A 21,814-nucleotide genomic window follows, 5' to 3' on the forward strand; every position below is an offset into this window, starting at 1 on the left:
AAAACCTCGAGAATTTCTCGAGGTTTTTTGTTACTAATTGGTTTTTGTTGAAATAATATGTTTTTTAGAGATTAGTTTTCCAGATTCAGAAATCCCTTCAATATAAACAATGATTTTTTCTTGTAAATTTTGTGGGATTTTAAATTCAAAATTAGAATTTGCTTTTATTTCTATGTTTGGGTTCCAAAAGATATCTCCGTAATATTTATAAGTGTTGTCAGTGTAAGAATTATATTCAGGAGTGTAGTATTCTTTTTCGATAGAAAATCCTTTTTCAATTTTTAATGTGTTAAGAAAAGTTTTTTTTGTTGTATACTCACTAGGAGATAAAGTATAAATGTAGATGTGTTCATCTGCTCTATTATCATAAACTCTACCATAATACACTTCTTTAACAGTATCCATATTCATACTTTCTATTAACCAAAGGTTATCACTAATTTCATTATTGTCTAGGTAAACTCTAACACTTTTTTTTTGGTTATCATAATTCTTGTGTTCATTATAATTGATACTTTTACCTCCTATTGCTGGCTCTTCTATTGCGGAAGGGTTTGAAATAGTAAGATTAGAGTTGATACTTCTAGATAATAAAGAAAGGACACCTTCGTCATTAACAACTCTATACCTTTTGCTTTTTAAGAAATCTAGAACGGTTTCTCCTGAGCTTATAAGAAGGCTGTCTACTATTTTTCTTGTAAGTATGGTGTTAGCTCCATAAGGTTTTTCACTTGGTTTGGTTTTTGGTTTTTTATTAATTAACACTTCATCTAAAATTTCAGTGTCTCTAAACAAAAATGAAATATCACCTTGCTCTTCTACTTTCGATTCTTTAGAGGTTTTAAAGTTTAACCTATGGGGGGGTAAATATTCTGATAAAGTTGTGTTGGAAAATTGTAAGTAGGGAGATGCTTTATAACTATTGTTTTTAGTTTTTAAGCTGAAAGTTATATGAGAGTTTTCTTTTACAAAAGTGCTTTTTAATTGAAACTCATTTGTGTTTTTAATTTCTCGTATAATATTGTTTTGAGCAGAATATATTAAAAGAGATTGTTTTCGTTTTAGAGGAGCATTTAAAGTTCCTTTTATATTAATTCCATTTTCAAATGAATAATTAGTTTTAGGAGGATTGTTAAATACATCAAACCAATTATATTTACTCCAACCCTGTGTTATTAACAGTAAGTCAAGTTCTCTAAGTTTTTCTTTGTTAATGTTGTTAAAGTAATAACCAGAGTTTTGTATTTTTCCTTTAATGTAAGGTTTTAATAAAAAAGATGTGTTTATGTTTTCTTCAGGAACGTAGCTTTTTGTTTCAATAGGAAGAAAAGAAGAGCTTAAAAAAATACTTTCGTTTGTGTTGTTTTTAAAATTTATAGAAATTGAATCGTTTATATTATTAAGGTTGTTTTTAATATCTATATTAGTAAAAAGAGAAGGAGAGTTAATGAAAATAAGTCTTTCTAATAAGGGGGTGTTTTTGTCATCGAAAATAGTGATTATGTTAATTCCTTTATCAACATCTTCTTTGTTAATAAATAGAGAATATTTAGTGTCAGTTGAATTAAAATTAAAATTATAAGTTGTAATTTTTCTAGTATTATGTACTAAAATTTTAAATTTCCGATTATTTAATTGATCTAAAGAGCTTTTATTTGTAAGTATGTTGATTAAGAAATAATTAGGATTGGAATTGATAACTTTTAATGTAATTCCATAATTTTGGGGTTCTAAGGTTGTTGTTTTTAAAACTTGTCCATTTTCTAATATAGCTTCAAATTCGTAAGTTTCATCTTCTTTAATAAATAAATTTGTATTTCCCAGCCCAAAAGAGTTGGTAGAGAATTTTCTGACTATTTCGTTTAAGCTATTCTTTATTATACCTTTGTTAATTTTAATTCCTTTCCCGTTTTTGTTCTTCACAAGAATACCAAAGTTGTTAATTGTGTTGGAAAGGGTGTGACCTCCTTCAGGAAATAGTTTAAATTCATATGAGGTATTCTCCTTTATTGTTTTGCTGTTATTATTATTACAGATAGATATTTTTTGAATGAATGAATTATCTTCTTTAAAGTTCTTCATCCAATTTGTAGAGGCTTTTATGTAATAAGAGTTGTCTGTAAAAGTAGAGTCTAATAAAATATTACCTTTACCAAGCCCATCTTTAATATGTACTAGTTTTTGAGTTTTTAACTTTCCCTCTGAATCGAAAACAGAAACATATAAATTAGAGGTTGTAGAGTGTAATTTTTTCGAGTTCTGTTCAATTACATAAGCTCTAAACCAAATTTCTTGTCCTGTTAAAAAGCTAGTTTTATTTAAATGCAGGTAAGGAATTTCTCTGGTGTTTTCAAAGTAAGAAGTGTAATTTTTATTAATAAAAGATTCTTGAGAAAAAATAAATGTATTAATTAATAGAGTCAAGGTCAGGAATAATGTTTTTTTCATAGAAATTATTTTTTAAAATTAAGCATCAAAAATATACCGATTAATATTTATTAGTTTGTAAGAGTACTTTTTAACTATGGTGAAGTAAAGCATTTTTATTTTAAAAAACAAAAACCTCGAGAATTTCTCGAGGTTCTTTATAATTGTCTGTGGCGACTCACCACCACTACATCATTCCTGGCATTCCACCACCCATTGGAGGCATTCCGAAACCAGAAATCTACTAAAGCATACTCAGTAGTTAAGATCATTCCTGCTACAGAAGCAGCATTTTCTAAAGCCGCACGAGTTACTTTTTAGGATAGATGATACTGGCTTCTAACTTATTTATATAGCCTTTTTGAAAATTATTTATTCTTTTCTTCTGAAAGAACGTACTCTTTTGAAATTAACTCTCCCGATTCTGAAACTCCTTCTATATATGCAATAATTTTTTCTTGTAGGTTGAGAGGAACCTTAAACACATAACTTGATTTTGGACCTATCTCAATATTAGGTTCCCAAAATATAGCACCGTATTTTTTATAAGTATCATTAAAATAGGAAGGATACCTAGGGTTATAGTATTCTTTTTCTATGGTAAAGCCCATTAAAGTTTTTACTTCAGCTGTTGTAGATTTTTTAGAATGAAGCTCAATTGGTGAATACGTGAAAATAAAAAAAGCATAACTTAAACCTGGATTTGACATATCTGAACCATAATAGATACTTTTCACTTGGTCTAGATTCATGTTTTCTAACATCCAAGGCTCTCTTGAAATATTTTTACCGTTTAATTTTATAGTTGATATTCCTCTTGAAGGAGGCGTTTTCCAGTTTATGAAATCCATTACTGTTTCTCCAGAGTTAACAATAACATTCTTCATATTTAAATTCCTATATGCTCCTGCTTCAATATATTCTTTATTAATTTCGTTTTTTTTAATCTTTGCTTTAACCTCTACCTCATTTAAAACTTCAAATTTATCTTTAATAATCTCAAAATCTAAGACAGTAGCTTCTGAAATACTTGAAGTTAAAACTTTCGATTCTTTATTAATAAAGTCACTTAATTTACCGCTTGAAAAGGATAATGTTGGTATAATTTCTGACAAATAGTTTTCTTTATGTTTTACAGCAAATTGTAAAAGACTATTCTTTTTGATGAAAGTATTTTTTAAAATCCATTTATTTTCAATAGGCTTAAAAGTAGTTATGAGATTATTCTCTGCAGAATAAAGTAATATTGACTGATTATTTCTAATTGGCTTGTTAAAGCTCATAGTTACATCAATTCCATGTTCGAAAGGATAGTTTATTTTTTGAGAGTTATTAAAAATATCTGTCCAATTATATTTACTCCATCCTTGGGTCAGCAATAATAAATCTAAATCTCTTAACTTTTTTTTATCAGTTAAATTTTTAAAATAATTGCCTGGATTTTGAACATGACCTTTTACGTAGGGTTTTAGTAAAAAAGAAGAAATAATAGTGTTTTCTGGGCTGTATGCTTCTGTACCTGAAGGTAGAAATGAAGCACTCAAAAATAGCTTACTATTGGATTCATTGTAAAGATCTATTTTTAACGAGTCACCTGAGGAATTTTCAGTTTTCACTCTTAAATCACTAATTAGTGAGTCTTTATTATTGAATATAATTCTTTCTGATACAGGGATGCTTTTCTCATCAAATAAAGTAACAATGTTAATACCAGGATTCAAATCATCTCTTTTAAATATGAGTAGGTAGTTCTTTTTGTTTTTTTTGAACGTAAAGTTGTAAGTCTTATAACTTCTGGTGTTATGTATTATGACTTTAAATTCTTTTTTTATGAGTGCTTTCAGAGACGAATCATTAGTAATAATATTAATACCAATTTTTTTGTCAGTATGAATGGTGTTTATTGTTATTCCATAAGATGATGGGTTACCAGTTGTAGCTTTTATTTTCAATCCATTGTAAAGAACAGTAGAAAAAGTATAGGTCATATTTTTCTCAATAAAAAGACTTACTTTATTCATTCCATTTGCGTTGGTGTTAAAATAGCGAATAATATTCCCATTTTGATCTTTGATTATTCCTTTTTTAATTTTAATGCCTTTACCTTTAGAGTCTTTAAGTAATATTCCAATATTGTTATTTGTGTTAGCGATAAGGTTGCCACCCTCTGGAAATAACTCGAATTCATAGGAGTTTTCTTCAGATACCATAGTTGCTCTTTGTTGTGAAGAAATGATATGAACTTTTTGATGGTAAGCATTGTCCTCTTTAAAGTTTTTCATCCATCTTGTAGATGCTTTTAAATAATAGTTCTTTTCTGTGTAAGTAGAGTCGATGCTTATGCTTCCGTTTCCTATTCCATCTTTTATATGTATAAGTTGTTGTTCTTTTAGTTTTCCTGACTCTTCAAAAACAGAAACATACAAGTTTGAGGTAGTTTTGTGTAATTTCTGTGAATTTTGTTCTTGAATGTATGCCTTAAACCATATTTCCTCACCTTGTAAGAAAGTTGTTTTATCGAGGTGTAAAAAAGCAACTTCTCTAGTGTTTTCGAAATAATTAGAATAACTTTCAGTAATGTTTTTTTGAGAAAAAAGCAAGTTAGATGCTACAAATAATAGTAAGAATAGTGTTTTTTTCATAGAAACTATTTTTTAAAATTAAGCATCAAAAATTATACCGATTAATATTTATTAGTTTGTAAGAGTGCTTTTTAACTATGGTGAAGTAAAGCAATTTTATTTTAAAAAAACAAAAACCTCGAGAACTTCTCGAGGTTTTTTATTTTTATCTATGGCGATTCGCCATTACATCATTCCTGGCATTCCACCACCCATTGGAGGCATTCCACCACCAGGGTTATCTTCTTTAATGTCTACTAAAGCACATTCGGTAGTTAAAATCATACCAGCAACAGAAGCAGCATTTTCTAACGCCACACGAGTTACTTTTTTAGGATCGATAATACCAGCTTCTAACATGTCTACGTATGTTTCAGACTTCGCATCGTAACCAAAGTTTTGATTTCCTTCTAAAACTTTATTGATAACTACTGAACCTTCTCCACCAGCATTTTCAACAATCGTACGTAAAGGAGCTTCAATCGCTCTGTTTACGATTTGAATTCCTGTTGTTTCGTCTAAGTTATCAGTAGCAATAGTTTCTAATACTTTTTTAGCGCGAACTAAAGCAACACCTCCACCAGCTACAATACCTTCTTCTACAGCTGCACGAGTAGCATGTAAAGCATCATCAACACGGTCTTTCTTTTCTTTCATTTCTACTTCAGAAGCAGCACCAACATATAATACAGCAACACCACCAGCTAACTTTGCTAAACGCTCTTGTAATTTTTCACGATCGTAATCAGAAGTAGTTGTTTCAATTTGTGCTTTAATTTGGTTTACACGAGCTTTGATTTGTGCTTCGTCACCAGAACCATTAACAATTGTAGTATTATCTTTATCAATAGTTACTGTTTCAGCAGTGCCTAATAAATCTAAAGTTGCATTTTCCAAAGAGAAACCTCTTTCTTCAGAAATTACAGTACCACCAGTTAAAATAGCAATATCTTCTAACATTGCTTTTCTACGGTCACCAAATCCTGGAGCTTTTACAGCAGCGATTTTTAATCCACCACGTAATTTGTTTACTACTAAAGTAGCTAATGCTTGTCCGTCAACATCTTCAGCAACAATCAATAAAGGTCTTCCTGATTGTGCAACAGGTTCTAAAATAGGTAAGATTTCTTGTAAGTTAGAAATCTTTTTATCGAATAATAAAATGTATGGATTTTCTAAATCAGCAATCATTTTATCTGCATCAGTTACGAAGTAAGGAGATAAGTATCCACGGTCAAACTGCATTCCTTCAACAACATCAACATAAGTGTCAGTTCCTTTTGCTTCTTCAACAGTAATCACTCCTTCTTTTCCAACTTTTCCAAATGCTTCAGCAATTAAATTACCAATTACCGCATCGTTATTAGAAGAAATTGCAGCTACTTGCTTAATTTTTTCTGATGAATCACCAACTTCTTTAGATTGTTTTGCTAAATCTTCAGTAATAGCAGTTACCGCTTTATCAATACCACGTTTTAAATCCATAGGATTAGCACCCGCAGCTACGTTTTTTAAACCTTCTTTTACAATAGCTTGTGCTAATACGGTTGCAGTAGTAGTACCATCACCTGCTAAGTCGTTAGTTTTAGAAGCTACTTCTTTTACCATTTGAGCTCCCATGTTTTCTAACTCATCTTCTAATTCTACTTCTTTAGCTACAGAAACTCCATCTTTTGTTACGTGAGGAGCTCCGAATGATTTAGAAATAATTACGTTACGTCCTTTAGGACCTAAAGTTACTTTTACTGCATTTGCCAATGCGTCTACTCCACGTTTCAATCCGTCACGAGCGTCTACATCAAATTTTATATCTTTTGCCATGTTTGTTTTAGTTTTTAGCCGTTAGCTTTTAGCTACTGGCTTGGTTTTTAGTTTTTGTTTAGTTGGCTAATAGCAAAAAGCTAAAAGCGAAGAAGTTTTAGATAATAGCGAAGATGTCGCTTTCTCTCATAATTAAATAATCTTTTCCTTCCAATTTAAGTTCAGTACCAGCGTACTTTCCGTATAAAACAGTATCACCAACTTTTACAGTTAAAGGCTCATCTTTTGTTCCGTTACCCACGGCTACGATAGTTCCTTTTTGTGGTTTTTCCTTTGCGTTGTCAGGGATGATGATTCCTGATGCTGTAGTAGTTTCTGCTGCAGCTGGTTCAACAAGAACTCTGTCTGCTAAAGGTTTAATGTTTAATCCCATTTTATATATTTTGATTGATTAAATTAAAATTTACTTGTTAGTTTTTGTCAGAAATTATGCCATTAGATTTTTGCTGACAATTTTTCAAGCAAGGCAAAATTACGTATAAAAAAAATGCCAACGTGTCATTCACATTGGCATTTTAAATTCTATTTTGTATAAACTACTGTGCGCTATCTTTAGCAGTATCAGTTGCTGCTGGTGTAGCAGGAGTAGTTGTAGTTTCAATACTGTTTAAAGTGTCGTCTAATTTAGGAGCATCAGCTGCATTACCTCTTGGAATAGCAAAGTTAGCTAATAAGATTAAAGCAAACATAGTAATTGCTAAAGTCCAAGTAGTTCTATCTAAAAAACTGTTTGTATTTTGTACACCTCCAATATTTTGAGCACCACCGCCTCCAAATGATGAAGATAATCCTCCACCTTTAGGGTTTTGAACCATTACAATTAAGATTAATGCTATTGCAACAATCAATATTAAAACTAAAAGTAAAGTATACGTTGTCATTTATTTATTGTTTTGTAAAATTTGTATTCTTTTAATTTGGTCTGCAAAGAAACCACTTTTTTCTGGATATTTCAAACTTAATATTTTATATGCTTGAATAGCACTATCATATTTCTTTTGTTCTAAATAAACTTTAGCTAAAGTCTCAGTTGCTAGTTGATTACTTTGTTGGGTGTCGGCTATTTTAACATCGCTCGTAGATGTTTTATTTGGGCGTGATATTTTAGGTGCTGTTTCTATAAAACGATCAATAATAGCCTCGTGTTCAGATTTAATTGGCTGTGATTCTTCCTCTTGCTTTTTTTCTTCTTTCTGAGGAGGAACGATATCTCTTATAATAGTCTTTTTAGAAGATAATTGTAACCACTGATTGAATGAAAACGTTTCGTTTTGTGTAAAAGAAAGAGGTTTTCCAATAGCTAAATCTTCTTCTATAGATGCAGTTTTAGTTGTTTTTTTCTTCGGAAGAAGTTTGTCTATTAAGCTAGTTTTTTCTCCTAACTTTGGAGTTTCTTTAAAAGCTTCTGAAGTTATAAAATCAAACAATACTGTTCTGTCACTTGTATAAGCAGCTGTAATTTTTAATTCGTTGTTGTATTTATAGCTTTCTCGGTTTTTTAAAGCTTTTAAACGTAACGCTCTGGCAGATTGAAAATAAGGATACTCTTGGATAAGAGCTGTGATTTCTGAAGAATTTTCTATTGAAATTAATTCAGGTTTTTCTAATAATTGTATGTAGTTATCCTTATTCAATTAATTTACCATTTAGCTACAGAAGCATTAAAAATATCTTGTGTAATACGTTCTATAATTTCATCTAATGCAGTTTCTAATACCGAACCGGTTAGCAGTTGGTTAGCTCCGTAATCGTAATAAAATGAAAAGCGTTTTTCAAAATTATCTTTTTCTTCTAAAGCGTTTATATAATTTACATTTACAGTAATGGTGAGTCTGTTCTGAGCTGCAGTTTGTTGCGCTGTAGCACTCATAGGTGTAATACGAAAATCGACAATTTCACCAGAAAAATGTAAGTCTCCACCTGTTTTAACTAAAGTTAAATTAGTTTGACGAGTGAACAAATCTTGTAAGTCTTGTGTGAATTTTTGACTTAAAATAGGTTCTACTACTGGGGCTTGGTTAGGAAAAAAATCAACTTGGATTGTTTTTGCGTTTCCTGTGTTACCACCAGTGAAAGAGTAAGCACCACAACCAATAATAGTGGTTAAACCAATAAATAAAGATAGTATATATAAAGTTTTTTTCATCTGAAATTGTGAGTGAATTGTAAAAATAAAAAACTAATAAGATAAATTTAGTTTTATACTCTAGAGTTTTTAGATATTACATTTTCCATTTTTTAAATCATCTAAAGAAGGGTTAAATTTATTATTTCTAATCAAATAATTAGTTGAAGGAAAGTTGTTTAATACAAGTTTATTTAAACTACAAAAATTATCTAAAAGAATATTATCTTCTATGTTCAACTTTTCAACAGATTCTAAATTACCTAAACCATCTATGGTAGTTAAAGAGTTATTATTGTAAATTATGAAATAATACTCAATTTTTTTTAAGTTAGAAAAACCGTTAATAGATTGCAAGTTAGGGTTTTCTCTAATTTCTAATATAGGTAAAGTAGTTATTTTGTTTAGTGAGTTAAAGTCGGTTAAGTTTTCATTGTTCATAATTTGTACTCCTCTTCCTATTGATTCCAAATTATTTAAACCTTTTATGTCTGTTAAAGAGTTGTTGTGGTTTAAAGCAAGAAAGTCACCAATATTTTTTAAATTGGTTAATTCTGAAATGTTTACTAATTTATTATTAATACTAATATCAACTCTTCCTGTCACTGTATTGATACTTTGTAATCCATTTAAACTTTCTAAAGAGGGGTTTCTGCTAATTTCTAGGTAACCATTTATCGAGTTTATTTTTGAAAAGCAGTCAATAGTCTTTAAAAGGGGACAATTGGTTACTAGTAAAGAACCAGTTTTAGTCAAGTTTTTTAAACTAGATATATCTGCCAAAGAATTGTTAAATCCAATACCGCATATATCATAAATAGTTGAAATATTATTTAACCCCTCTAAATTCTTTAAATCTGGATTGTTGAAAACAAACAGTGATCCTCTGATGGTTTTTAAATCGATTAAAAGGGATAAGTCTTTGATCTCTAGATTGTTTTTGTAATCTCCGATAGTTAGGTCTCCATTGACTTCATTGTATTTATAAGAAGCAAATTCATTAACTTCTTCTTGGGTTTTAAGGTGTACATCACCAGTGTAAACATCTTCAAGGTTATCTATATTTATAGTTATATTTATTTTTTTGATAATTTCACCATTAGAGACTTCAATAATTCCTGTTACTTTGGTGGCTGTTTCGTAATCATAAACAGAAGTGTTGTCTACCGTTAATTCACCAGTGTTAGAGTTTATCATGAAAGAATTTTCTGGTGTTTGCTTAATTACTGAATACGAAATGCTTCCTTGATTTGTTTCGGCTTTAATAGTTCCTATAAATGCACCAGAAAATGGATTCTCATTAATGTTAAAACTCATGTCTTTAGTCTCAAGCGTAACAATCTCTCCGGTTTTATCTAAGTTATCATCATTACCACATGAAATAAATAATAGAGCAAGAGTAAAAAGTAGTATGTATTTTGTGTTTTTCTTTGTCTCAGTTTTGATTTTTTCTTCTAAATAGCTTGAGTTTCTTTTCATATTTAAAGTTTAATATAATATTAAAATAAATTATAAATCGTATTGTTTAATTTTTCGATATAGAGTTCGTTCAGAAATTCCTAATTCTTTTGCAGCTAATTTACGTTTTCCATTATTCTTTTCGAGTGATTTACGTATCATTTCAATCTCTTTTTCTTGTAAAGATAAACTTTCATCTTCTTCGATAGTTTCAGCATAATCATAATCATCTTGAGGCTGAGAAACTTTAGGAATTTGAACTACTTCAACATTTGAAACTTCTGATAAATCTTGATCCTGATAAATACGTTCAATTAATCGATGGTTTTCTTCTTGGACTTCCTCTAAATTACCACCCTGCATTAAATCGAGTGTTAACTTTTTTAAGTCATTGATATCGTTTCGCATATCGAACAAGATTTTGTACATAATATCTCGTTCGGTAGCAAAGTCAGATTGACTGCTTGATTTTCCACCAATAATAGCAGGTAAATTACTTCTGTTTTCTGGTAGGTACTGAACTAATTTTTCTGGCGTAATTAATCTATCTTCTTCAACAATAGATATTTGTTCTGCAATATTTTTTAACTGACGAATGTTACCAGGAAAACTGTAATTTAATAAAATTCTTACAGCATTTTCGTCTAGTCTAATGGTTGGCATTCTGTATTTTTGAGCAAAATCAGCTGCAAATTTTCTAAAGAGTAAGTGAATGTCTTCTCCACGATTTCTTAATGCAGGTAACGGAATTTCTATAGTACTTAAACGGTAATATAAATCTTCTCTGAATTTTTCTTTTGCAATAGCTTCCTGCATGTTTACGTTGGTAGCAGCAACAATACGAACGTTTGTTTTTTGTACTTGAGAAGAACCTACTTTAATAAACTCTCCATTTTCTAATACACGTAACAAACGTACTTGAGTAGTCAATGGTAATTCTCCAACTTCATCTAAAAAAATGGTGCCACCATCAGCAACTTCAAAATACCCTTTACGTGTTTGTGTAGCTCCTGTAAAGGCTCCTTTTTCATGTCCGAATAATTCACTATCAATAGTTCCTTCAGGAATAGCTCCACAGTTAACCGCAATGTATTTTGCATGTTTTCTGTGTGATAGTTGGTGAATAATTCTTGGGATGTTTTCTTTTCCAACACCGCTTTCTCCAGTAACGAGTACTGAAATATCGGTAGGAGCCACACGAATCGCTTTTTCAATAGCGCGATTCAACTGTATATCGTTACCGATAATGCCAAAACGTTGTTTTATAGCTTGTAAATTTTCCATTTCTTTCTTTAGAATAGAGAAAAAAGAATAGAGAGAAAAGATTGTGTCTTTTTTCTTTTCTCTTGACTCTCTTTTCTAAAAATTAGTTATTGTCAGAATACCCAACAGCTGTACCTTTTAAGGTAGTAGAGGTACAATCGTCAATACGTACATTTACAAAATCTCCCATTTTATAATTTTCTTTAGGGAAAACCACTACGGTATTTTGTGTATTACGACCTTTCCATTCGTTAGGGTTCTTTTTTGATGTTCCTTCAATCAATACTTCTTGAATTTTACCAAGATTCTCTTTTGTTCTGTATAAACTATGTTCTTGTTGTAAATCAATGATTTCTTGTAAACGACGTTTTTTAGTTTCTAACGGAACGTCATCTTCCATTTTTTTAGCAGCTAAGGTTCCTGGTCTTTCAGAATAGGCAAACATAAATCCGAAACTGTATTTTACATGACGCATTAAGTCTAAAGTATCTTGATGGTCTTGTTCTGTTTCTCCACAAAAACCAGCAATCATATCTTGGCTTAAAGCCATTTCAGGAATGATCTTGTAAATGTTATCAACCAAATCCATGTATTCTTCACGAGTATGTTGACGGTTCATTGCTTCAAGCATTGTATTGCTTCCACTTTGAACAGGTAAGTGGATGTATTTACAAATGTTTTTATGCTTTGCCATTATGTGAATTACGTCTAATGTCATATCCTGAGGATTTGAAGTAGAAAAACGAAAACGCATTTTAGGAAATTCTGTAGCACACATATCTAGTAACTGAGCAAAATCAACAGCAGAAGCTTGCGCTAATTCAGAAGCTTTTTTGAAATCTTTTTTCAATCCACCGCCATACCATAAGTATGAGTCAACATTTTGACCTAGTAAAGTAATTTCTTTGAAGTTTTTCTCTTGCATACTGCGGATTTCTTCAATAATACTCTTAGGATCACGACTACGTTCACGACCACGTGTAAACGGAACTACACAGAATGTACACATGTTATCGCAACCACGGGTAATTGATACAAAGGCTGAAACTCCGTTAGAGTTTAAACGTACAGGAGAAACATCAGCATACGTTTCTTCTTTTGATAAGATTACGTTCACTGCATCACGTCCTGCATCAACTTCTTCAATTAAATTAGGTAAGTCACGATATGCATCAGGCCCCACAACTAAGTCAACGATTTTTTCTTCCTCTAAAAACTTTTCTTTTAATCGTTCTGCCATACAACCAAGTACTCCAACTTTCATGGTTGGATTTACTTTTTTTACAGCGTTATATTTTTGCAGTCTGTTACGAACTGTTGTCTCGGCTTTTTCACGAATAGAACAAGTGTTCACCAGTACCAAATCAGCATCTTCTAAATTTTGAGTGGTGTTAAAACCTTGTTCTGCTAAAATTGACGCCACAATTTCGCTGTCGTTCATATTCATTTGACAACCATAGCTTTCTATAAAAAGCTTTTTGTTGTTTCCTTCTTTGTGTTCTGTAACAAGGGCTTTTCCTTGTTGTTTCTCATCAATTATTTTTTCTACGTGTTCCATAAATCCTAAAATCGTGCTAAATAGGGTGCAAATATACAACCAAAAAGTATTATTTGTGACAAATTGACATGGATAGTTTTGTTTAATAAAAGGTAAAGTTTTGCTAAAAATTAATCATTAAAAAAAAACTATATACTTTTGCAAACTGAATTATACCTATATTAATAAGGTGTAAAGTGATAATGAGATAAAGACGTATGGCAAAAAATTTAGTAATAGTTGAGTCACCTGCTAAGGCAAAAACAATAGAAAAGTTTTTAGGGAAAGATTTTCAGGTTGAATCGAGTTTTGGACACATTGCAGATTTACCATCTAAAGAATTAGGGGTAAATGTTGAAGGAGATTTCAAACCAAAATATATAGTTTCTACCGATAAAAAAGCGGTAGTAAAAAAACTAAAAGATTTAGCAAAGAAAGCAGAAACAGTATGGTTAGCTTCCGATGAGGATCGCGAGGGAGAAGCTATTGCATGGCATTTAGCAGAACAATTAAAGCTAAAGGAAGAAAATACAAAGCGTATTGTTTTTAACTCAATTACTAAACAAGCAATTTTAAAAGCAATTGAAAATCCACGTACTATTAATTATAACTTAGTAGATGCACAACAAGCGAGACGTGTGTTAGATAGAATAGTAGGTTATGAACTGTCTCCAGTGTTATGGAGAAAAGTAAAACCGGGGTTATCAGCAGGTAGAGTGCAGTCAGTAGCAGTGCGTTTAATAGTAGAGCGTGAGCGTGAAATTGAAAGCTTTGAAACCGAAGCATCTTATCGAGTAGATGCTGAGTTTGTAAATGCTGAAGGAAAAAAGTTTAAAGCGAAGTTAGCAAAGAATTTTTCAACTAAAGAAGAAGCAGAAAAATTCTTAAATTCTTGTGCTGATGCAGCGTTTTCAGTAGCAGATTTACAACAAAAGCCTGCGAAAAAGTCACCAGCACCACCATTTACAACGTCAACATTGCAACAGGAAGCGTCTAGAAAGTTAGGTTTTCCAGTAGCAAAAACGATGATGATGGCGCAACGTTTATACGAAGCGGGATTGATAACCTACATGAGAACAGATAGCGTTAATTTATCTGATGACGCTAAAAATGCGGCACAAGAAGAAATAATAGCTTCTTATGGTAAAGAATATAGCAAGCCACGTAATTTTTCAACTAAAACAAAAGGAGCCCAAGAGGCGCACGAAGCGATTCGTCCTACAGATATGACACGTCATGAGGTTTCTGTAGATTATGATCAAGATAGATTGTATAGTTTAATATGGAAACGTACACTAGCTTCACAAATGAGTGAAGCACAATTGGAGCGTACCGTTGTAAAAATAGATAACAATAAGAACAAGAAACAGTTTACAGCCAATGGTGAGGTGATTACTTTTGAAGGTTTCTTAAAAGTATACTTAGAAGGAACAGATAATGAAGATGAAGAGCAAGCAGGAATGTTACCTAAAATGGAAGTAAATGAATCGCTAATTAATGAATTAATTACGGCAACAGAGCGTTATACACGTCCGCCAGCAAGATATACCGAAGCTGCTTTGGTAAAACAATTAGAAGAGTTAGGAATTGGACGTCCTTCTACGTATGCGCCAACAATTTCAACGATTCAAAGAAGAGAGTATGTTGAAAAAGGAACTGTTGAAGGAAAAGAAAGAAATTATACACAGTTAAGTTTAGCAAATCAAATAGTATCAGAGCAAGTTCTAACAGAACGAGTAGGTTCTGATAAAGGAAAATTAGTTCCAACAGATATCGGAAATATCGTAAATGACTTTTTAGTAGAAAATTTTGATACAATTTTAGATTATGGTTTCACGGCTAAAGTTGAAAATGAATTTGATGAAATAGCAGAGGGAAATGAAGATTGGACTGCAATGATTAAAGATTTCTACAAAAACTTCCATGTAGTTGTAGAAGATGTTGCAGCAAATGCTGAAAGAGCGAAAGGAGAGCGTTTGTTAGGTGTAGATCCTGAAAGTGGTAAGAATGTATATGTGCGTTTAGGACGTTACGGAGCAATGGTTCAAATTGGTGAAGCTACTGATGAAGAAAAGCCACGTTTTGCAAGTTTACAAGGTGATCAAACCATGAATTCTATCACATACGAAGAAGCGATGGATTTATTTAAGTTGCCAAAAGTTTTAGGAGACTATGAGGGTATGGAAGTAGAAGTAGCAAACGGTAGATTTGGTCCTTATATTAAGTTTGATGGAAAATACGTATCGCTTGATAGAGACGAAAATCCAATGTCAGTAGATATGGATAGAGCTATTGAATTGATTGAAGCCAAACGTAAAGCAGATGCTCCTATTGGTGAGTATGAAGGAATGCCAATTCAAAAAGGAGTTGGACGATTTGGACCTTTTATTAAGTGGAATTCTATTTTCATCAATGTTAACAAAAAATACGATTTTGATAATTTAAGTCAATCAGATTTAGAAGAGTTAATAGAGGATAAAAAGAAAAAAGAACGCGAAAAGCTCATCCATAATTTTGAAGAAGTTGGTATTCGTGTAGAAAAAGCACGTTGGGGTCGTTTTAATGTAATTAAAGGTAAAATAAAGGTTGAATTACCTAAAACAACAGAGATTGAGAAGTTAACGCAAGAAGAAGCTGTTAAAATGATTGAAGCAAAAACTCCAAAAAAGAAAACAGTAAAGAAGAAAGTAACCAAAAAGAAATAAAGAAGCTTTCTATAAAAAATAGTTTGTTATATTAGCGCTCTTAAAATTCCCCTATAAATGAATCTTGACTTCTTTACACCTATCGAAGAATCTGCAGCTGCTCACGTACTTGAGCAAGCGCCTTCGGTATTAGGTAAAATAGTTCAACTTCATACTGTTGATAATGGTTTTCCAGACTTAACAGAAGTTTCAATAGCTATTTTAGGAGTAAAAGATGGAAGGGGAGCAGTAGGTAATGAAGGTTGCGGAAATGGATTAGACCAAATTCGTAAACACTTTTATCAGTTGTTTACTGGTAAATGGACAACCCAAATTGCGGACTTAGGAAATATAGAGAAAGGAAATACTGTAGAAGATACTTATTTTGCGGTAAAATCATCAATAGAGTTTTTACTAAAGAAAAATATTATGCCAATCATTATAGGTGGCGGGCAAGATATTACCTATGCAAATTATAGGGCTTACGATAACTTAGAGCAAACAGTTAATTTAGTAGCTGTTGATAGCCGATTTGACTTAGGTTCGTTAGAAGATGAGCTTACGTCAAAATCGTATGTAAGTAGAATTGTTATGGAAGAGCCTAACAATCTTTTTAACTTTAGTAATATAGGATATCAAACCTATTTTAACTCGCAAGATGAAATAGACCTATTAGATAAGTTGTATTTTGATGCATATAGGTTAGGAGAAGTAAAAGATATTACTTTAGTAGAACCTATAATGAGAGATGCAGATGTGGTGAGTATAGATGTTGGAAGTATTCGTCAAAGTGAAGCGCCAGCTAACGAAAACGCCTCGCCAAATGGGTTTTACGGAGAAGAGATTTGTGCAATAGCACGATATGCAGGAATAAGTGATAAAGTAACATCTTTCGGGATTTACGAATACAATGTAATGTTAGACTCAAATAGTCAAACAGCAAAGTTGATAGCTCAAATAATTTGGTACTTTATAGAAGGAATGAACTCTAGAGCAAAAGATTATCCGTTTGCAACCAAAGAAAGTTATCAGAAATTTACAGTACTTTTAAGCGATGACGACCCAATAAACTTCTATAAAAGTGATAAAAGTGGTCGTTGGTGGATGGAAATAAATTTAATATCGAATAATAAACACAAAAGACATGCGTTAATACCATGTAGCTATCGAGATTATGAACTAGCACTACAACAAAAAACACCTGAAAGGTGGTACAAAGCTTTGCAAAAGCTTGTTTAGAAGAAAGTTGTATAAAGTGTGAAAAAATATAACTCGTAATTGTTTTTTAATAAAAAAAATAATAGGTTTACGCCTCTTTTATAAGAAAAGATATAATATGAAAAAAATAGCATTACTTGCATTATTGGTATCTATCATCTACTCTTGTGGTTCAAGTGGAGATAGAGGAGAGTTAGTAGGAGTAAAGTCTACAAGAAAATGGTTTGCCGAAAAACCATATGGAATGGCTAAAATACCAGGAGGGTCTTTTACTATGGGTAAACAAGATGAAGATCCTATGGGAGCTATGAATGCGCCAACAAAAACTGTAACTGTACAACCATTTTATATGGATGAAACAGAAATTACAAATAGTGAGTATAAAGCATTTGTGTTCTGGGTAAGAGATTCTATCACAAGAACTAAGTTAGCTTATCAAGCAGAGTTTGCTTCAATGGGAGCTGGTGATGCAGAAGGAGCAGGAAGAGCAGAAGGTATTCAATTATATGCGTTTGCATCAAAAGATACTGTAAATGAAACTCCTTACGAAAAGTACATGCGTGAAAATTACTATGAGTTAGGAGCTGGTTTAGACTCTTTAAAACCATTAAATTGGGAAGAAGAAATTATTTGGGAAGCTCCTGAATACCCAGATGCTGATTATGTAGAAGTAATGGACTCTTTATATATTAAGAAAGATGAAGCTTTAAACGGAATTAGAACGTTCAATACAAAATTATTAAATTATAGATATTATTGGTTTGATAATGAGGCAGCAGCAAGAACAGGAAAGAATAGAAAAGATTTCTTAAAAAATGAAGTTATCAATGTATATCCAGATACCACAGTTTGGATTAAAGACTTCAACTATTCATACAACGACCCAATGCACCAAGAGTATTTTGCTCATAAAGCATACGAAAACTATCCAGTAGTAGGTGTAACTTGGAATCAAGCAAAAGCATTTTGTAATTGGAGAACTCAAACTAAAAATAACTTCCAACGTTCAAGAAGAAAGTTAGGATTAGTACCTGCGTTCAGATTACCAACAGAGGCTGAATGGGAATATGCAGCTCGTGGAGGTTTAGACTATGCTAAATATCCTTGGGGTGGACCAAGTACTACAAGTGATAGAGGATGTTTCTTAGCAAACTTTAAACCAGTACGTGGTGACTATGCAGCAGATGGAGCTTTATATACAGTAGAAGCAATGTCATACAATCCAAATGAATATGGGTTATTTAATATGGCAGGTAACGTTTCTGAATGGACAAATACAGCTTATAACCAAATGTCTTATTATATGGGGTCTACAATGAACCCGAACGTAGAGATTAAAGAAAATAGAAGAAAAATTATCCGTGGAGGTTCATGGAAAGATGTAGCCTATTTCTTAGAAGTAAGTTCTCGTGACTGGGAATATGCTGATACAGCAAGAAGTTATATCGGATTTAGAACTGTTCAAGATTATTTAGGAACAAACAAGAGTAATTAAACAAGAAAACAAGAATAAATATTAATCCCCAAAAATTAAAAATTAAAAATTATGGCACAATCAAAATCAACTAAGAAGATGTTCAATATGGCTTACGGTTTAGGAGCCGCAGTAGTTATCATTGGAGCATTATTTAAAATTTTACACTGGCCTTTTGGAAATGAAGTATTAATGATAGGTATGATTGTGGAAGCAGCAGTTTTCGCATTGTCAGCGTTTGAAGCAGTTGAAGACGATTTAGATTGGACAAAAGTATACCCAGAGTTAGCAGATGGTCAATCATTAGGAGGTAAGAAAGGTAAAGAAGCATCTCCAGAAGAAGCACAAAGCATGTTATCTCAAAAATTAGATAATATCTTAAGCGAAGCTAAATTAGACGCACAATTAGTATCTCGTTTAGGAGATAGTATTAAAAATTTCCAAGGAGCAGTAGAGCCTTTAGCATCTGCTTCTCAATCAATTTCAGCTACAAATAGCTACAACGAGCAAATGTCTAGAGCAGCAGCTCAAATGGAATCTTTAAACAGTTTATACCAAACACAAGTAGAGAATGCTAGTAAACAAGCTGATTTAAACTCAGCAATGGTTGAAAACTCTCAACGTTTACAAGAGCAAATGCAATCTCTAGCTACGAATTTATCTTCGTTAAATGGAGTTTATGGTGGAATGTTGTCTGCAATGTCTAACAAGTAATTAATTAGTTTATCTAATTTTTAACGAAACAAACTAATTAATATGGCAGGAGGAAAACTATCACCAAGGCAGAAGATGATTAACCTGATGTACTTAGTGTTTATTGCAATGTTAGCAATGAACATGAGTAAAGAGGTATTATCAGCCTTTGGATTAATGAATGAAAAGTTAACAGTAGCAAATGAAAAGGCAACTGAGAAAAATAAAACAGCTTACGAAACGTTAGCCCAAAAAGCTGCTGAACAAGCAAAGCAGTATGGAGAGGCTAAAGAGAAAACAGATAAATTAAAAGTAGCTGCGGATGAATTATATGCATATGTTGGAGATTTAAAGAGCCGAATGACTGGTGATTTAGAAGATAAAACAGCATATGAAACTATGGATAAGTCTAAGTTTTTAGACGAATTATTCTTTAAAGGTGGAAAAGTAACTGAAGCAGGTAAAGAATTTGTAGCTAAAATTGAAGGGTTTAGAAACCAAGCAATGACAGCTTTAGAAGGAACAGAAGTTGCAGGTGTTATTGCAACTCGTTTTAATACCGATAAAGAAGAAAATAAAGATGGAAAGAAAATCGATTGGTTAAAGTATAACTACGAAGGTTTCCCTTTAATTGCTTCTTTAACAAAGTTAACTCAAATTCAAGCAGATATTAAAGCTACAGAATCTGACGCATTAACTGCATTATTACAAGGAGAGTTACAAAGTGCAGTTTCTATGACAAAGTATGAGGCTATGGTTGTTTTCGACAAGAGTGCATACTATCCAGGAGAAAACTTATCAGGTAGAATTGTATTAGGAAAGAAAGATCCTAACTTAACTGCAGAGAAAGTTATCATTAATGATAAAGAGGTTGAAGCAGAAAAAATTCAAGCAGGTCAAGTTATCTTAGACGGTCCAGCAGGAAACGTTGGAGATAAAGAATTAAAAGGAGAGTTCCAGTTTAAAGAAGGGGATTCTATTGTAAAAATAGATATCAAAGGAGCGTATGCTGTAATCCCAAGACCAAACGAAGCATTAGTTTCAGCAGATAAAATGAACGTTGTATATCGTGGTTTAGCAAACCCATTAACAATTTCTATTCCAGGAGTACCAAGTAACAAAGTTGCTGCAAATGCACCAGGATTAAAAAGAGTAAGTGGAGATAAATATACTATGTATCCTGGTAAAGGAAGCGAAGTAAATATCGTTGTAACTGGTACTCCAGCAGGATCAGATAAAGGAGTACGTTCTGTAAAGAAATTTAGAATTAAAGACATACCACCAGCGGTAGGTATGGTAAGAGGGCAATACGGTACAGTAAAAATGCCAAAGGCAAGTTTAGGAAATGTTAGTATTGCAGCTGGTTTACCAGACTTCTTATTCGATTTAAAATTAAACGTATCTAGCTTTAAAATTAAAGTTCCTGGTCAAGTAGCTATTCCAGTTAGTGGAACTAGATTAAACCCTAGAGCTAAAGCAGCATTATCAAAAGCTAGAAGAAATGATGTAATTACTATTTTTGATATTAAAGCATCAGTTTCTGGCTCTAATTATAGCATCAAAAAAGTATTACCTGTTGCTATAGAAATTACAAATTAATAAGTAAAAACAAGAAAGTATGAATTGGAAGCGTTTTTATATGGTTTTATTCGCATTTGCAGCTACAAGCTACGCAAGTGCACAAGCTAACCTTTTAAATGCTAAAAAGGTAGATGAAATTGGATTTAAATCTGAAGCGCAAATCGCTTCAGAAGATGACAAACCACTTCCTTATGGCTACATTAGTGATAGAGATGTGTTATGGTCTAAAGTGGTGTGGGAATATGTAGATTTAAATCAAAAAATAAATCTTCCGTATTATTTCCCAATTGATACTATGAATGCCGGATTAACAAGACGTTCGTTATTCGATACGCTATTAAAAGGAATTAAAAATGGTGAAATTAAAGAGGTTTATAACGACTCTTATTTTACTACTAAAATAGGTATGGAAGAAGTTAAGTTAATGACTTATAACGAGCGCCAAAATGGTGATTATGTTGATCCTTACTATGTACAGTCTCAAGATATCAAAGGATATATGTTAAAAGGTCTTTGGTATTTTGACAAGCGTCAAGGTGAGTTAAAGTATCGCTTGTTAGCGTTAGCTCCAATGGGGCCAGATGTACAAGTAATGGGAGTTGAAGAAATTGATGATAAAGAAAATGTATACGAATTGTTCTGGGTGTATTTTCCAGATGCAAGAGAAACATTACACAATTCAAAAGTATTCAACCCTGAAAACTCAGCGCAACCATTGTCTTACGATAACTTGTTAAACGCAAGACGTTTTAATTCTACAATTCTAAAGGAAGAAAATATCTATGGAGACAGAGCTATTTCTGATTATATCCGAGGAAACTCTTTATTCCAATTATTAGAAGCGAATAGAATTAAAGAAGGTATTCGTGATCGTGAAATGGATATGTGGAATTACTAATAATTTTCCTATAT

Annotated in this window: 16 protein-coding genes and 1 pseudogene; 6 read left to right on the forward strand and 11 right to left on the reverse strand. The window is 32.0% G+C overall.

The window, feature by feature from the left end; all coding sequences use genetic code 11:
* Window positions 1-33 precede the first annotated feature (33 nt).
* The 11 genes and pseudogenes from C8N26_RS05155 to miaB all read right to left on the reverse strand — a co-directional run bounded on the left by C8N26_RS05155 (window position 34) and on the right by miaB (window position 13,273).
* Window positions 34-2,448, reverse strand: coding sequence for a hypothetical protein (locus C8N26_RS05155; RefSeq protein ID WP_120186342.1), 2,415 nt, complete (start codon window positions 2,446-2,448; stop codon window positions 34-36).
* A 166-nt stretch (window positions 2,449-2,614) separates the two neighbouring features.
* A pseudogene (gene groEL / locus C8N26_RS13715) lies at window positions 2,615-2,782 on the reverse strand (chaperonin GroEL); the annotation flags it as partial.
* 13 nt (window positions 2,783-2,795) lie between these two features.
* Entirely contained in the window at window positions 2,796-5,069 is a 2,274-nt protein-coding gene (locus C8N26_RS05160) for a hypothetical protein (RefSeq protein WP_120186343.1), read from the reverse strand.
* A 165-nt stretch (window positions 5,070-5,234) separates the two neighbouring features.
* Window positions 5,235-6,869, reverse strand: coding sequence for a chaperonin GroEL (groL, locus tag C8N26_RS05165; protein WP_120186344.1), 1,635 nt, complete (start codon window positions 6,867-6,869; stop codon window positions 5,235-5,237).
* 97 nt (window positions 6,870-6,966) lie between these two features.
* On the reverse strand, window positions 6,967-7,242 hold the full coding sequence (locus C8N26_RS05170; RefSeq protein ID WP_028892451.1) for a co-chaperone GroES: 276 nt from the start codon (window positions 7,240-7,242) through the stop codon (window positions 6,967-6,969).
* A 163-nt stretch (window positions 7,243-7,405) separates the two neighbouring features.
* Window positions 7,406-7,750, reverse strand: a complete 345-nt coding sequence (gene secG, locus C8N26_RS05175; protein ID WP_120186345.1) for a preprotein translocase subunit SecG — start codon at window positions 7,748-7,750, stop codon at window positions 7,406-7,408.
* Window positions 7,751-8,503, reverse strand: coding sequence for a hypothetical protein (locus C8N26_RS05180; RefSeq protein ID WP_120186346.1), 753 nt, complete (start codon window positions 8,501-8,503; stop codon window positions 7,751-7,753).
* A 5-nt stretch (window positions 8,504-8,508) separates the two neighbouring features.
* The gene (locus tag C8N26_RS05185; protein ID WP_028892454.1) at window positions 8,509-9,015 is read right to left on the reverse strand and encodes an LptE family protein; all 507 of its coding nucleotides are present in this window, start codon (window positions 9,013-9,015) and stop codon (window positions 8,509-8,511) included.
* Window positions 9,016-9,084: 69 nt separating this feature from the next.
* Window positions 9,085-10,473, reverse strand: a complete 1,389-nt coding sequence (locus C8N26_RS05190; RefSeq protein ID WP_120186347.1) for a hypothetical protein — start codon at window positions 10,471-10,473, stop codon at window positions 9,085-9,087.
* A 30-nt stretch (window positions 10,474-10,503) separates the two neighbouring features.
* Window positions 10,504-11,736, reverse strand: a complete 1,233-nt coding sequence (locus C8N26_RS05195) for a sigma-54 interaction domain-containing protein (protein WP_120186348.1) — start codon at window positions 11,734-11,736, stop codon at window positions 10,504-10,506.
* An 82-nt stretch (window positions 11,737-11,818) separates the two neighbouring features.
* Window positions 11,819-13,273: a tRNA (N6-isopentenyl adenosine(37)-C2)-methylthiotransferase MiaB gene (gene miaB, locus C8N26_RS05200; RefSeq protein ID WP_120186349.1), complete on the reverse strand. Its 1,455-nt coding sequence runs from the start codon at window positions 13,271-13,273 to the stop codon at window positions 11,819-11,821.
* 197 nt (window positions 13,274-13,470) lie between these two features.
* Between miaB and topA the strand changes: the two genes are divergently transcribed.
* The 6 genes from topA to porN all read left to right on the forward strand — a co-directional run bounded on the left by topA (window position 13,471) and on the right by porN (window position 21,800).
* Window positions 13,471-15,957, forward strand: a complete 2,487-nt coding sequence (gene topA, locus C8N26_RS05205; protein ID WP_120186350.1) for a type I DNA topoisomerase — start codon at window positions 13,471-13,473, stop codon at window positions 15,955-15,957.
* A gap of 57 nt (window positions 15,958-16,014) precedes the next feature.
* Window positions 16,015-17,175 carry a formimidoylglutamase gene (locus C8N26_RS05210; RefSeq protein WP_120186351.1) on the forward strand — a complete coding sequence of 387 codons (1,161 nt, stop codon included), beginning with the start codon at window positions 16,015-16,017 and terminating at the stop codon, window positions 17,173-17,175.
* 97 nt (window positions 17,176-17,272) lie between these two features.
* Window positions 17,273-18,649, forward strand: coding sequence for a T9SS ring complex lipoprotein PorK/GldK (gene porK, locus C8N26_RS05215; RefSeq protein WP_028892459.1), 1,377 nt, complete (start codon window positions 17,273-17,275; stop codon window positions 18,647-18,649).
* Window positions 18,650-18,700: 51 nt separating this feature from the next.
* On the forward strand, window positions 18,701-19,342 hold the full coding sequence (gene porL / locus C8N26_RS05220) for a type IX secretion system motor protein PorL/GldL (RefSeq protein WP_028892460.1): 642 nt from the start codon (window positions 18,701-18,703) through the stop codon (window positions 19,340-19,342).
* Window positions 19,343-19,384: 42 nt separating this feature from the next.
* Complete coding sequence (porM, locus tag C8N26_RS05225) at window positions 19,385-20,920, forward strand: type IX secretion system motor protein PorM/GldM (RefSeq protein WP_028892461.1); 1,536 nt, start codon at window positions 19,385-19,387, stop codon at window positions 20,918-20,920.
* Between the two features lie 19 nt (window positions 20,921-20,939).
* Entirely contained in the window at window positions 20,940-21,800 is an 861-nt protein-coding gene (gene porN, locus C8N26_RS05230) for a type IX secretion system ring subunit PorN/GldN (protein ID WP_120186352.1), read from the forward strand.
* The last annotated feature ends 14 nt before the right edge of the window (window positions 21,801-21,814 follow it).

The organism is Tenacibaculum lutimaris, assembly GCF_003610735.1.
Lineage (GTDB): Bacteria > Bacteroidota > Bacteroidia > Flavobacteriales > Flavobacteriaceae > Polaribacter > Polaribacter lutimaris.